The sequence below is a fragment of the Nostoc sp. ChiSLP03a genome (assembly GCF_034531215.2).
Lineage (GTDB): Bacteria > Cyanobacteriota > Cyanobacteriia > Cyanobacteriales > Nostocaceae > Nostoc.
This window is the reverse complement of the sequence record NZ_JAVRBQ020000023.1, coordinates 1-14,460: the sequence shown is the minus strand read 5'-3', so window position 1 is coordinate 14,460 and position 14,460 is coordinate 1. Positions and strand designations below refer to the sequence as shown.

Sequence of the window (14,460 nt, the reverse complement as noted above, 5' to 3'; positions counted from 1 at the left end):
ATTGTTAAAAAGCGTACTTCAGCCTCACCTAAAACAGCATAGAAATCTGCTTGATTTCTTACCTTTGACATTTTTGGCATTGGTTAAACTCAACTCAGCATCCCTGAGTCATTTTCTGCTTCTTAGTCTAAAGTACAGTTAGCATCTTATAGCCTGTTAATATTGATAATATTTTTGTTAAAAAAATCGACTCCAGCAGGGCTGCTACCCAAAATAATACTCACAACTCCATAAAGATGCTCTGTAGCTTTCATTGCCAACGAAAAACTTTGCCTCTTGCCTTATCCCAACGACAAATATTTAAGGATTCCCAAATAAAAAAATATACAAATATTTATTCTGGGGTGGGCGACACGAGCGCCTATAGTCAAAGGCGGGCAAGATGTCTACCTCACAAGATTGCATAATTTATTTCTTGGAAGTCCCTTACGCCCACCTACTTAAATTTTTACCAATAACCTCTGTAAAATCATCGTTTCAGCTAAAATGCTCTGACCAAAGCTGCTGACGAGGATGAAACAGTGCCATCTCAAGTTTTGTTTCTGGATCGCAATAGCTGGTTTTAGTATGCTTTCGACCATTGCAGCCATAACACGACCAAGCTAAATTTTCTACAAAGGTTGAGCCGATCCAAATTAAGAACAGATGTGCTTTTAGAATTACCCAAGGAATGTTTATAACGACCAAAAAGCAGGTTATTAATCATGCGTTTAAGTTTTTGCATAAATCTGCTTCGGTTTGATTAGTTTTTAGTAATATATAAATCTTAATAATATGTTATATTATTCATCTCATTCTTAAAACAGATTATCAGTAAAACAATTAACTAAAATAGATAGATAATTTAAGTATGATTTTCTCGTCGGAAATTTGACGTTAGCAAAAAGATATAAAAATATGCCTTGAATAGTAAAGCTTTGAGTTAGAGCAGACAGACTTTAGTTTTTAATAGCTGATGTTTGGAGAGTTTTAATCAACACTAATCATACTGTAGGTAGATCCAAAACAAATGAGAAAATATTCAAAATAGAGTTACAAATATTAATAATTTCTGATCGTGGATGAAATCTTGTGTAGCTGCTCCTGGAGATGGAAAAATGGTTTTTATGGAAAGTAAACGCTTGCTCTTCGTTGCTGACTTTCCATCTGTACAGCAGGGTAAAGACTTTTCTCAAACTTTAGTCCAAATACCACCGTCACCGCATTGCGAAGTTTGTGTAATTGTTCCAGTTCGCAATGAAGCTCAGATGTTGGCAGCAACCCTTACTGCCCTGATACATCAAGTTGATTTACAAGGACAGCTTTTAGATCCCAGACGCTACGAGATAATTTTGTTGGCAAATAATTGTAGCGATGAGTCAGCAGCTATAGCCCGGAGTTTCGCCCAAGAACATCCAGATATAGCACTGCATGTAGTGGAAAAAACTCTGCCTCCTGCACAAGCTTATATTGGTCGAGTGCGTCAGATTTTAATGGATGAAGCACACCGCCGTTTGTGTAGCTTAGGACGCACAAGGGGAGTAATCGCTTCAACTGATGGAGACTCGCAGGTAAGCCCAACTTGGATTGCTGCCAATCTGTATGAAATTAACTGTGGTGCTGATGCTGTAGGTGGGCGAATTCTTGTTGAACGGACTGGTCGTGCGGGTCTACACCCTTACGCCAGAGCTTGCTATCTGCGTGAAGTGGGCTACCGCTATTTAATAACCGAGTTAGAAACTTATCTCGATCCCGACCCTGATGACAGCTTTCCCCGCCACTATCAACACTATGGAGCAAGTTTGGCAGTAACAGCAGAAATGTATGCACTGGCGGGAGGCTTACCACCAGTGCGGACTCCTGAAGATGAAGCTTTTTACCGGGCTTTGGTACGGGTAAATGCCCGTTTTCGCCATAGTTCTTTAGTGCGAGTAGTAACTTCGGCCAGACAAATTGGACGTACCAATGTTGGTTTAGCAAATCAGCTGAATGAATGGATAGAAATGGGACGGCAACAACAACCATTTGTAGTCGAGCCAGCAGGGGCTATCGAAACTCGTTTTGTTGCTCGCCGTCAATTACGAGTGATGTGGTGGTGCGTTCTTAATGGCTATCAACCAGATCGCAAGAGCGTCGTATCCTTGGCAGAGATGCTGGGAGTTTCAGTCCAATGGCTTTTAGAAAAATTAACCCAACCTTATACCTTTGGTCAGTTGTTTGAACAAGTCGAAGAACGCCAGCAGTCAGAACAAATTTGGGCTTCGCGCTGGAAATTTGTGGAAATTGAACAAGCAATTGGAGACTTGCGCTTGCGTCTTGAGAGTTTACGGCTCAGTTACAGCAAATTCCACGGAAATTCGACCCAGGATGATTTGGAACTAACTAAAGAGCTTTACCCTACGAAAAGCCTAGAAAATGGGGGTCTTAAACCCTCGATTTAAGCGCGTCACAGAACAACCAATCACACAGAGCGTCGGGAGGAATGCGCGGTTGACGTAGCGAATGCTACGTCAACCAATCTCTTATCGGACATACAGACAACCTGTTTCTGATGAGCAATTCTGCGATAGCGAAGCGGTAGCGAGTATTCGAGCGTCGCGTCTTGATTCTGACGCCTTGGCGGAGCGTTTCCGGCTCCGCTCCTGAATTCTTCTTCAACCGAAAATTATTGCACGCTGTACGTGATAGCGTCGGCGTCGGGTAGTTTACACTCGCTCGAATAAATCAAGTCGATATTCTTCATCCCGTTGACCTTTTAAATGCCGCAGTTTATTTGGGGTCAACTCAAAAAACGAGTCATGAACTTCATCTCCACTCAATGGATAATCACGGGCATAAAGTATCCAATGAACTAAAAGTAGATGTCCTCCAGGTTCCAGGTGTTCCAGAATGTACTGTTGGGATTTTTTCAGGTCTTCCCAGCACCAGTAATAGCCAACTTCTGAGACTAAGGTCAAATCAAACATTTCATCAGGATATTGCTCTGGGACACGCATAATCTGGAACTTGATATTGGAGAGATGCTGACAGCGCTCTTTTGCTCTATCCTGCGCCAATTTTGATACATCAACTGAGAGCAGTGAGTCACAACGTTCTTGCAGTTTTTCAGTTAAAACGCCAATGGAACCACCGATTTCAAAGGCAGACCGATAGCGGTCTTTGGGTAAAGCTGCAATTGTGGCAGCATATTTGTTAGCTTCGTAAATACTTGTCTCAAACTTCCACGGGTCTGGATTTTCGCTGTAGAGTTTATCAAAGTAGCTGGGTGGTAGGGAATTAGATTGTAACGGGTTCATCGGTTTTCCTCTATATAAACTTCCCAAGGATGAGTAAAATTTGCTAACATTTCGGGAGTTAGGCGAAAGCCTTCTGGATCGTCATCAATTAAGTCTGTAGTTTGGGAACGATAAGCAGCGATCGCTTGCTGTTTCAACTCCACCACTGCGCTAATATTCAATCGCCAAGTTGTCACCTCAAGAGGTACTGGCAGACTCTCTCGTTGGTCAAAGTCCCAATCCCAAATCGGATACTCAATCAATCGGGGGGATAAGGGCAAGTCATTCAGCACTGTGTGAATTAACTTCCACGTCGCTCGGTGGTCTGTATGAGGGTCATATCGCCAGGGTAAAAAGATAATTTGTGGGGCGATTTCTGTAATGTAAGCACGACAACTAGCTACTGCACTTTGATACTGTGTTGAAATTGACCCATCCTGCATTCTACAGAAGGTAACATCATTCACCTCTACACTCAGCAATTTTAATGCTGATAGCGTTTCTGCTTCCCGCAGAGCTAGGAGTCTAGCTGCGGGATATTTCTGGGAACGAGGGTGTGAAAGAGTACCATCACTGATGACTAACACTTGCACATGACAATTTAAAGACCGTAATAGAGCGATCGCACCTCCACAACCTAATGTCTCATCATCAGGATGGGGTGCAACAATCAGTACCGGGCTACAAGCGATCTCGTTAACTGAACGCCAGGGCAAAACATTAGGATTGTCTAGTGGTAATGCAATCAAGCCAAATTCATTCATCATTCCAAAGTATTGAAGCCGGATTACTTTCATGCAAGACATATTGCCCGACATTTGCCAAGGCTGCATCAAAAGCAGGTTGACGCAGATATAGAGTCAAATCTCGGATAATTCGTTCCATCGGATTTGGTGGTAGTAAGCCGCGAGTTCCCACAGAACGTTGACACAAATTCATCACATCAATGCAAATTTGCTCAATTGCTGTCCTGACCATGTTGGCATAGGCGACGAGTTGGTTTGCTTGCGGGTGAACAATAGTGGGATCGCCACCAAACACTGGTGCATAGGCTGCTACTCGATCCGCAGCCCCCCGCAGCCAGAGATTGCCACTTTCAATAGCGATCGCCATTCTGCCAAGCCGTTCCTGTTGATATGGATCGTTTGTATATTCCAACTTTTGTAGATACTGACGAGTTAGGTTAAACAGTGCTTCTGCTCCACCTAGTTGCACAGCAGCAAACCGAATTACCCCAACAGATAACCAAGGCTGTCGATAGTAATCTCCTGGCTGGCCGATTAAATAGCTCCGATCCAACTCGACACCGCTAAAATCCACTTTGTAACTAGCAGTAGCTCGCATCCCAGAAGGTTGCCACCAAGCGGGATCGCTAAGAGTTGTCACTTCGTCCATTGGCACAATGCACATTTGCCAACCGCCCTCTGGCAATACTCCATTCACGAAAGGACGTTCAACATAGCCAGTACCACTACAAAACGTTTTAGAACCTTCCAGCCGATAATGCCCATTCTCACAAGGAATTATCTTCACACCATCAGAGGCTTCGGCATTCCAAACGCCAAATATTTTCTGGCGATCGCGGGCATCATCAGCGCAGCTTGCGATCTGTTCTATGGAACCAAAGGTCTGAATCAGTTGTAGGGCGTTGATATGTCCTTCATAAATTCGCCCAACTGCCAGATTGCCATGCCCTATCTGCTTTAATAGCATTAAAAGCTCGTAGGTAACATTAGCATCAATTCCTGCACCCCATCCGCCTAATTCTTTCGCTAATGGTGCAGCCAATAACCCAGCCTTAGCAATTAGCTCAAACTCTTGCTTGGGAAAAGCAGTATTGCAATCGATTGCAGTGGCATTATTTAAACAATAATCCGCAATTTCTGCGGCACGTTTGAGATCCAGAGCAATGTTGGAACTATGCCATTTTGGGATGACGACATTCTTTAATAATTGGATGCTAATAGCCGACTCCTTTCTGTAATATTTCTTTATATCTTGTTAATAATAATTAAATTAAATAAGTTAACATCTCTATCTTTTGTATGATTATATACCTAACAAAAGGGAGATTATTATATGCATAAATTATTTTTTGCGTAGGACAATGGAGTATACTTTAATTTTAGCAGAATCACCAGAGTTTAACCATCAACTCTCATCTGCCAATATTAAACGTGCCAAATTAGAAGAATTTCGTTAAGCAGCGTATAACTATCGAGTTAGAACGTATGATGCAACTTTTGAACTGATGGATGCGATATTGCTGACGCGAAACGCTTACAGTTTGGTATATTTATTGCTATCACTGAATGTCTGCTTCATTAAGAGTAGCGTTAAGTAGGCCGGCAGACAATACTTGTCGGGTTTTGGGGGAAGGAGAAAAGGTAAAAAACCCTTAACCCTTATCCTTTAGCCCTTTCCCAACAATGAACGAGGCTAAAATCCTCTTCCTTGCTGCCTCCTGCCCGATCTCAACTACTTAAATCTTACTAAGAATTCCTTTGATCTCAGAACTTTTAGTAGTAAAGCAGATATAAAATAGCCCATCTTCTATTGGTTTTTCTAAAACTTTCGCATAAATATCAGCGCTTAATTCTTTTGAATAATTTGGTGATAAAACTAATTTAATATTACTGAATAAAGAAGGGATGACATCTTTTTCTATATCCTTGGGACGTACCTCGGCTCCCTTAGTGGAAAGTTTCACTAAATTGCCTTGAAAAAGAGTTTTTTCAATGTGCTTTTCATCTAAAATTGTATATTCTATTGGTATTGCTTCAGCTAATGGTAGCAATCTTTCTTCTTCTTGAGTTAGAAAAAGATTGTATTTTCCAATAATCCCCCTAACTTCGTAAATATTTATCGGTAGTTTAATTCCTTTTACTTGTACTTGCTTTTGTCCACAGATTTTAACAATTGACTCTACTTCTTTAAATGTCGATTCCGAAATAACAATCTGTCCTCCAATTGTATAGGATTCAATACGATAGGTGAGATTTACCTGGCCACCGACTACACCATATTTGGTTCGGATATAAGAACCAATATTTCCAACAACAACTTCGCCGGTGTTGACAGCTATTCCCATTTCTAATGGTGGCAGATTCCACTGCTGCATCTTTTCATTTATACTCATCATTGCTAACTGCATAGCGATCGCACAAGCAATAGCCCTTGTAGTATCGTCTTCTTTGGCAGTAGGCGCACCAAACAACACTAAAATACCATCACCTGTAAATTCATCAATGGTTCCTTGATACTGGATAATGATATCTGCCATTGATGCTAAATAAAAGTTGAGAATTTGAACAACCTTTTCCGGGGGTAATTGTTCCGAAATACTGGTAAATCCTCTTAAATCGGAGACGAGTATGGTGATTTTGCGCCGTTCGCCCCCAAGCTGTAAACCTTTTGGGCTTTCTAATAAGCTAGTGACTACTTCTTTACTTAAGTAACGCCCAAATGTATAACGAATTTCTCCAGCAGTACGGGCGATGTAGACTGTAATCGCGATCGCAGATCCCAACAAAGCTAATAATGGTGGTACTACAGGTATCCACCAACTGGCGATAAAGGCTGTATATGTACTAGCCAATAGCACACCTGCTGCCAAAATTGGGCTAGTTATTTTCTGGAAGGATAAAAATTTTATCCCGCCTGCATATCGCCATTGCCAAGTTAGACTTGCACCCACAAAAGACCAGAGAAAAATCCATCCTACTTCTATTGGTTGCGACCAACTCTTAATTAGTGGGCGACCTGCTGTAGCTGCACTGATAATTTGGCTAGCCATATTCGCATGAATTTCTACCCCAGGCATAGGTTCTGGGGAAGTCAACAAACTACTACTATAGGGAGTGAAGAATAAATCCTCAAAACTCTCGCTGACGTTACCAATCAAAATAATGCGATCGCGTCCCCATTCTGGTGGTACCTTGTCTTCTAAAATATCTGTCATCGTGACTGTAGAAAAGCGTCTGGCTGGCCCCCTGTAATTTATTAAAATTTGGTAGCCACGGTCATCAGCTCGCACATAGCCACCATCATTAGCAGCAAAGGGGATAAATCTTGTCTTTCCTAACTGCCAATTTTTTGTCTGTCCAGAAGTTTCTGGTGCAATACCTTCGGCATCGAGATAAAGTAAAGCTAAATATAATCCAAAACTGTAAATAGTCTCTCCATTTTTATCTGTTAAGTAGAGCAAACTGCGTCTTACCTTTTTATCTGGATCTAAAACCAAATCATTTGCACCTACTTGCCCTTTATCTTTGAGTGCTGGTGGCGGGTCAATTGGCTCGCGTTGGTTATCTCCTACCACTCTTTGAATCCCGACTAAATTGGGGGTCGATGCAAATACTTTGGTTAATTCTTGATGTCCTGGTTCTACAGGTAAATCGCGGTAGATATCTAAACCAATAGCTCGTGGTTTCCTGGCTTTTAATTTTTGCAACAATTGAGCATACAAACCATCTGGAACGATTGGCTGACGAATTTTTTTCATGTCTGCAAGATTTACTCCCACAATCACAATCCGGTCATCGGGTGCTTCTTGGGGTCGCAGACGCATATATCCATCGAAAGCCTCCAACTCCCAAGGCTGCATTAAACCAGCAAAGCGTAATAAGATGACTACACCAGCCACACTAGGAGTAGTAATCAAAACACCGCGCCATTGCCACAGTAGCTTTTTCCACTTTCTCCAGATCATCTTGTTTGTACCAAAATTAATTTTTCCGGGTAGCAAAGTAGCCGTTTTAACTTTGCTGTTGAGCTAGCTGTACTGAGGTTAGCGATCGCTCGTGCAGCAGTCAAGGAAAGGTTCTTTGGCGATCGCCTCTAAACCGACTGATTGTAAAAGTTCTTCCCATTCAGTTGGCTTCTGGCGGCGCAATTGAGCAACGGTATTCAGTGCTTCCTGCCAAATTTGAGACTCTGTATAAATTTTTGCCTGTTCTAGAAGTCCTGCCCCAGCTAGCTGATTTTTCAGGGAGGAACTTACTTCAGTACGCTGGAGTAACCCCTTGACAGATTCATCCTGAGAGCGGTCTTGAAAATCGCAAATCATCGTGAAGTACCATCGATAGTACTTACCAATTTGGAGAGAAACATTTGCTGGTAATTCCAGTTTAATGATGCCAGGAGTACTAGGCAGTTTAAAAGTCGTCAGATAAACCTGATTTCCGGCTTCATCTGTCAAAGCCAATTCTCCAGATTGGGCAGTATTTTCAGGAATGTACCAATACAGTGTGGGATTGGCTGCAACCGTTTTCCCAAAATTCTTTTTTGACGGCATCAAAGGCGTTATCGGTATTCCTCTCTCATCGATACAAGAAGAGCCACGCGTTCCTCCACCCAATGTTTGAGAGGGCGCTCCTCGGTCATCTACAGGTGGGAATTTGAGACTAACTTTCCACTCCAAGTCCGATGCCGATCGCCGTGATGGCAAGTTGGCAAAAGTGACAATGGTGGGAGAAAGTGCGCTAACAAGGATCGCTAAAAACAGAAAAGATTTTGGTAAATTCATGATCCGCGTAAGGACTTCTATTGAACGTAAATCTTTGAAGCAGTAAATCAGTCTTTTCAGAAGTATAGTTGAGTGCTGTTAGTGGATAGCTAAGGTTGAGCCAGTGCTGAGTCAACGAAGAGGACAAGGAGCAGGGGGCGGGGGGCAGGGGGGAGACAGAAAAAGATGATTCCAGTAAATTGGATCGTTTATTTTCTGGAAGTCCCTTACCAGGGATTGCCGACGAGCGTGAAACCGCTCCAATAATAAGGATGAGCAAATTCTTTGTCTCCTATCTGTCTTAACTCCGGCGGTAAAGGAAAACTCTGACTCGCTGTTACCAACCGACCCTTCTCTAGTCGCACCTGACCCTTGAGCATTGCTACCTGTGCTTGCCGCAGAGCCTCGGCTTTAATCGGAGTTTCTTTCAATTTCTCGTAGAAACTTGTCATTAGTCCCATTGTGCTTTCATCGTTGACAGACCATAGACTGCCCATCGCTGATTTCACTCCTGCTAACACCGCCAAGCCTGCAAATCCCAACTCCGCTTCTGGGTTCCCTAATGCTGTACGACAGGCACTCAAAACCAATAGTTCCACTGGTGGCTGACTTAATTTCAACTGCTGCAATTGGCTAATTAGTAATTTGCTATACCAAAACTCAATATAGGATTTATTGATATTACCAGGCTGAAAGTTGGCATGGGTAGAGAAATGGACAATACCAAACGTTTGTAAAGTGCGGGCTTGTTTGAGCTTTTCCACTGTGAAGTTTTCGTTAAGAAAAGACTTGCCAGGCCACAATTGACTGACGATTAAAGACAACTCTACTGAAGCTGCTGGTAAGGGCTTTTGATCGGGGAAGCGATCGGCTCCCATCGCTAAGACTTGCTGATTTCTCACATTTGCATAGCGAGTGTCAGTAAGTGATAGGCTGGGCATGAGACCAACGCTGTATCTTTCCACAATAAACCCTTGTCCGTCATGCAGGGCAGCGATGGGCAGGGAGCGTAAACCCGTGTCCATCAAAAAGCTAAGATTCGTGATTTTTTGAGCTTGTAAATCCTTTTCTAAAGGCCCAAGCAGCCACTTATAGAGCTTTTGAGCCAAAGCTAGATATGGGGGAGAGCGTTGAATGTTAGTGATAGCTGCTTGGAATTCTTGAGCGTTTTTGAGGACTTGCTCTCGCGTCGCTCCCTGAATCTGCCGTCTGATTGGTGTTCCAGAGGAAGTGACCATCACTAGCTCGAGCTGGTAGTTACCTTGAGCTTGTTGCGTAGTGGGTTGTACTTGCTGTCGGCGCTGCTCCAAACTTTGAGAATTGAACTCCCAGATAGGTTGCGGTTGCTTGGCTGTCTCTTCTGGTTGAGATTTGGAGTCTTCCTCGGTTTTGGGTTGAAATAAGACATAAATCAGGGCAGATTTAATGCCAGTGGCTTGTTCAATTCGGCGCAATATAGCTTGGGCTTCTTTTAAGGTTTTGATGCGGACATTGCTGATGCCCAAATGGTTCTCAAAAGTCTTGGTGAAGGCTTCTTCCAGTTCTGGTAGGTTGGTGTCAGTTGCTGCTGGTGTGGAGGCAAAGGTTACTTGTAGTGGCTGGGTAACAGGGAAGGGATTGCTGAGATCGACGGGATTAAAATTAACAAGTGGAGTCTCAGTTGCAGGTGGTGGGGGGATAATAGAGATTTTCCCGCCAACGATCGCACCGGCTGTACCATTTACCGAGGCATTACCAATCTGAAACGGATTTAAGCTGCCTCCCCCATGCCGGATCGTGATGTCTCCCCCACCATTACCCCCAAGGCTGGAAATGCTAGCCAGACTACTGTTGCTGTCGGTGAAGGTGTCTGTAACGCGGAAAAATTGTCTAGCAGTGATATCTATGTCACCACCTCTACCGTTTTTCCCACCTTGGGCGTTAATTTGGGTAGCTTGAATGTCGCGGCTGGAGTCAAGGGTGACATTGCCACCGTTGCCGAAACTACTGCCAGAATCAATTGCGCCAGTGGTAATATTGGTGGCAGCTTTGGCGATGATGGCACCACCGTTAACTCCTGAACTGTTCAGGTTGCCCGTAGAAATGGCATCGCCGCTTTCGAGAGCGATCGCTCCTCCATTCCCAGTTGTAGAACTAGTGTTGAGAGTTCCCGTACTGGTATTGATATTGCCACTGGTACTGGTTATTCTAATCTCTCGACCTTGATTTACCACATCGCCAGTAGTAATGTTTTGGTTGGCTTGCAGGTTAAGGGTGGCATTGTCAGCTCCTGTGAGTTGAAATCCACTAGTGTTGATGGAACCTGAGCCAAAGGGCGATCGCAAAGTAACCGGATCGTTGAAAGTCACATCACCTGCCAAGGTAATGCTACCGCTGCTGTTATCTCGCCCGATAAATATTTGAGAAAAGCCATTTTGCCAGGTGTTTAATTTACTGGCATTTAAATTTAAACGGGCATCGTTAATGTTGCCACCCAAGGTAATGTCTAAGCTAGGAGTCCGAGGCTGCAACTGAAGGATACCAGTACCTTTGATTTGGGTGGAGCCAAGGAAGTTCATTTCATCAGCAGTGAGGGCGATCGTACCACTGCCTGTTCCAGTGGGGTTAATCGAACTGTTCTTAATGCTAATTCCTTCTGTGCTGTTTCTACTAGCGCCATCTAAGCTTATATTTCCTGTTGCCGTCGATTCCACCTCTGCGCCGTCTTCCAGTAAAATGCCGAAGTTACGATTTCCCGCTCCATTACCGCCAGTACCCATGAAGCTGATATTTCCATTGGCTGAACGGACTTTGGAATTGCGACCAATATATATCCCCTCACTAATATCAGTCCCGACTCCGGCAATCCCCTCTAGAGTAATTGTCCCCGTCTTAGTCGCGCTGATGATGCTACTGTTTACTTCAATGCCGTCGTTGTCCCTACCTCCTCTGGCGTTACTAGTACCTTGGAGTGTAATCTTCCCAGTGCCAGTAGAACTTACCAGGCTATTGTTAAGCTGAATCCCGTTGTTGTTATTTCCATTCCCGTAGCCTATGCCAGTTAAGCTGATATCTCCATTTTCAGCCATGATGCTGCTATTATTCAGCCAAACGCCTTTCTGCTCGCTCGCATCAGCGTTGTTTCCCTGACCTTTAATCGAAATATTGCCACTTCCAGAGTTGAGAGAAGCTCCATTAAGGCTGACTCCAATGGGATTTGCTGCTGTTCCTTGTGCCGGCTCGTTTAAGGGGTTACTACTACCGCCCAGAATTATATTGCCTCCATTAGAATCGATCGCAGCACCGCTTTTGAGGGCGATCGCTCCTCCATTGATACCGTCTCGATCTGCATTGAGGGTGACATCCAACTTCCCCACACCACTGGCTGTTAGCTTGGCATTTGAGTTGATAAAAATACTGTTATTAGCTTCTAGCGTTAGATTTGCATTGCCAGCAGCCGTTGTGCCGATGTTGGCATTGATGTTGATATTGCGATCGGCAGCTAATTTCAAGTCAGAACCGCTACTCCATGAGATCGGATTGCTGACTGTAATATCTCCTTTACCAGCCAAGCCCGATGTTGTCGAAACGGTAACATTACTCAAAGTTAGTTGATTTTGTAGCGTAGTCGAGTTGAGATTAGAAGAGGTTGTAGTGGTGTCCGCAAATATACCTTTACCAAAGGTCATACTGTTGGTATCCATCGCGCTGCTGATGGTGATATCAGTCGGATCTAGCAGGAGCGTGCCGACTTCCCCCGCAGGCGATCGCAAATCAACTAAGCCTTGAAATAAGAGCAATCCCTTGCTAGATACTTCTACTAACCCGCCATTCCCAGTATTAAGCCCGCCGATGGCGTCGATCTTACCAAAGAACTGAGTGTTATTATCTGACCAAACGATCGCCTGACCGCCATCACCGTTTCGCAGGGCGTTAGCATTAATTACCGAATCACTACTAACAAACGTCTGTAAGGCATTGGGCAAAATACCTTGACCTTTGTAGTCTCCCCCAATCCGAACGATGCCGCCACCAGCTGTGCCAGAGGCATTAATGTTAGCACCAATCAATCCGACGCGATCGCCTAAGACGTTTACTGTACCACCTGTCTGCATAACTCCTGTATTGGAAACATCTAGGGTTCCAGAAGCGATCGTAGTTCCTGTGGCAGTTGGGATAGTTGTACCAGATCGTGTTAACTGCACTGTACCCGCATCTAAATTCGCGATCGCACCAAGATTTAGTCCCTTAGCCCCTTGGGTTAACAGCGTTGGCAAATCCAGAGGGTTAATTGCTAGGTGTTGGTCTGTTGTATTTCTTGGCAGTTCTAGCTCTAAACTCAGCAGGTTTCCTGCTTGAGAGATCCGAATCAGGTTTGTCCCTGGCACTGCTGCAATAGTGATATTTCCGCCGGGTGCGCTCAATGTCGCCGTATTGATAATACTCCCACCGATTAAAGCCAGATTGTGTTTTTCTAAAACTGACAAACTACCAGCATTGATAATAGTCCCAGGATTAGCGAAATCAAAGGCAAACCCAGAGGGATTGCCATTTAAATTTGAGTAATCATTTTTACCGACTGCATTAAACCAAAAGCGATTGTCAAAACCAATTGCTGTAGCAGTCGTTACTGTAAAGTCAGCCGGAAGGTTAATTTGGCCATTCGGCCCAAAGATGACTCCTGCTGGATTCATGATGAATAAGTTGGAATTTCCTCCAGTTACCTGAATCAATCCATTGATGGTTGAAGGATCTCCACCAACAACTCGTGTGAGAATATTGTGAATATCGGGATTCGAGAGAAAATTGGCAATCTGCTCTTGATTGAGTCCAAATTTCTCCAAGCTGTGAAATAGATTTGCCCGATCGCCAGAAAGTTTACCTCCTTGGATATCGATGCGATTACCCTCTTGAGTTACAACTGTCCCTGTCCCATCATTAGCTGGAACAATCGATTGTCCAAGTACGGGTTTGGCAGCAATGCTCCCGAACCAGAAGCATAGGGTAAGCACGATCGGCAATGCAGCATTCTGACTTCTAAACACCAGTGGCTTTTGCTGACAAAGACGCTGTAAGTAGCTTGCTTCCCCAAAGGGGTATAAGTGCGCAATTACCGACGCTCGATGACTCGCTACCGCTTCGCTAACACCAACGTACTGCCTTACCAACGGACTATTTCCTTTTGAGTTTTGATTTTTTCTGTTCACTGCCAATTCCCCAAGCTTAAAGTTGATAATTCACTTGGAAATAAAAGCCATCATCTATGAGCATTATTGCTATATGCGATCGCCATAATTCTAGTGGTGCGCTACACAAACTTTTCCTCGTAGCCAGCAGAGGGGAAAGAACACTTGCGAACTATCTTCTTTTTGTCCAAAGTCCAAACAGTAGATATCTTTAAAATAGTATCATTCTAATATATAAGAACATTAGAGAATCTTTTTACACATAAACATGAGCGACATACTGAATTATCTTGAAGACAATCCTAAAAAACAAAGTTTTTGATTAGTTGGGAGTATGAACAATTACAACAATTAATTTTAAATACCCAATGATTGTATCATGAAAAACAAGCTTTCTTATACCAATTAAAAATGAATCTGCATATAATGGGGAGAAGCAAACTAGGTAAGTTAACAGAACCATGAGCCGCCCATTTAAAATTGCGATCGCCGAGAGCGAAGAGGAACTGAAAAAACGCCTACAAACAGTGTCTTC

At 43.6% G+C, this 14,460-nt stretch carries 9 protein-coding genes; 1 reads left to right on the top strand and 8 read right to left on the bottom strand.

Going from position 1 to position 14,460, the window contains the following annotated elements; all coding sequences use genetic code 11:
• Window positions 1-477: 477 nt before the first annotated feature.
• Window positions 478-687 carry a hypothetical protein gene (locus RMY32_RS02870; RefSeq protein ID WP_322715251.1) on the bottom strand — a complete coding sequence of 70 codons (210 nt, stop codon included), beginning with the start codon at window positions 685-687 and terminating at the stop codon, window positions 478-480.
• Window positions 688-1,061: 374 nt separating this feature from the next.
• Here RMY32_RS02870 and RMY32_RS02865 point away from each other — a divergent pair, with 374 nt between their 5' ends.
• Window positions 1,062-2,420 carry a glycosyltransferase family A protein gene (locus RMY32_RS02865; RefSeq protein ID WP_322715249.1) on the top strand — a complete coding sequence of 453 codons (1,359 nt, stop codon included), beginning with the start codon at window positions 1,062-1,064 and terminating at the stop codon, window positions 2,418-2,420.
• A 264-nt stretch (window positions 2,421-2,684) separates the two neighbouring features.
• On the opposite strand, the gene RMY32_RS02860 is transcribed toward RMY32_RS02865, so the two are convergent.
• The 7 genes from RMY32_RS02860 to RMY32_RS02830 all read right to left on the bottom strand — a co-directional run.
• Complete coding sequence (locus RMY32_RS02860; RefSeq protein ID WP_322672799.1) at window positions 2,685-3,275, bottom strand: class I SAM-dependent DNA methyltransferase; 591 nt, start codon at window positions 3,273-3,275, stop codon at window positions 2,685-2,687.
• Window positions 3,272-4,021 (bottom strand): PIG-L family deacetylase, encoded by a 750-nt coding sequence (locus RMY32_RS02855; protein WP_322715248.1) that lies wholly within the window; start codon window positions 4,019-4,021, stop codon window positions 3,272-3,274. The genes RMY32_RS02860 and RMY32_RS02855 overlap by 4 nt, the downstream gene beginning before the upstream one ends.
• On the bottom strand, window positions 4,011-5,135 hold the full coding sequence (locus RMY32_RS02850; protein ID WP_322715252.1) for an acyl-CoA dehydrogenase family protein: 1,125 nt from the start codon (window positions 5,133-5,135) through the stop codon (window positions 4,011-4,013). Before RMY32_RS02850 ends, RMY32_RS02855 begins: the two co-directional genes overlap by 11 nt.
• Window positions 5,136-5,736: 601 nt before the next feature.
• Complete coding sequence (locus RMY32_RS02845; RefSeq protein WP_322715246.1) at window positions 5,737-7,965, bottom strand: adenylate/guanylate cyclase domain-containing protein; 2,229 nt, start codon at window positions 7,963-7,965, stop codon at window positions 5,737-5,739.
• A 78-nt stretch (window positions 7,966-8,043) separates the two neighbouring features.
• The gene (locus tag RMY32_RS02840) at window positions 8,044-8,781 is read right to left on the bottom strand and encodes a DUF928 domain-containing protein (RefSeq protein WP_322715244.1); all 738 of its coding nucleotides are present in this window, start codon (window positions 8,779-8,781) and stop codon (window positions 8,044-8,046) included.
• Between the two features lie 206 nt (window positions 8,782-8,987).
• Complete coding sequence (locus RMY32_RS02835; RefSeq protein WP_322715243.1) at window positions 8,988-13,946, bottom strand: CHAT domain-containing protein; 4,959 nt, start codon at window positions 13,944-13,946, stop codon at window positions 8,988-8,990.
• Between the two features lie 301 nt (window positions 13,947-14,247).
• On the bottom strand, window positions 14,248-14,460 hold a 213-nt coding region (locus RMY32_RS02830), incomplete at its 5' end, for a hypothetical protein (RefSeq protein ID WP_322715242.1).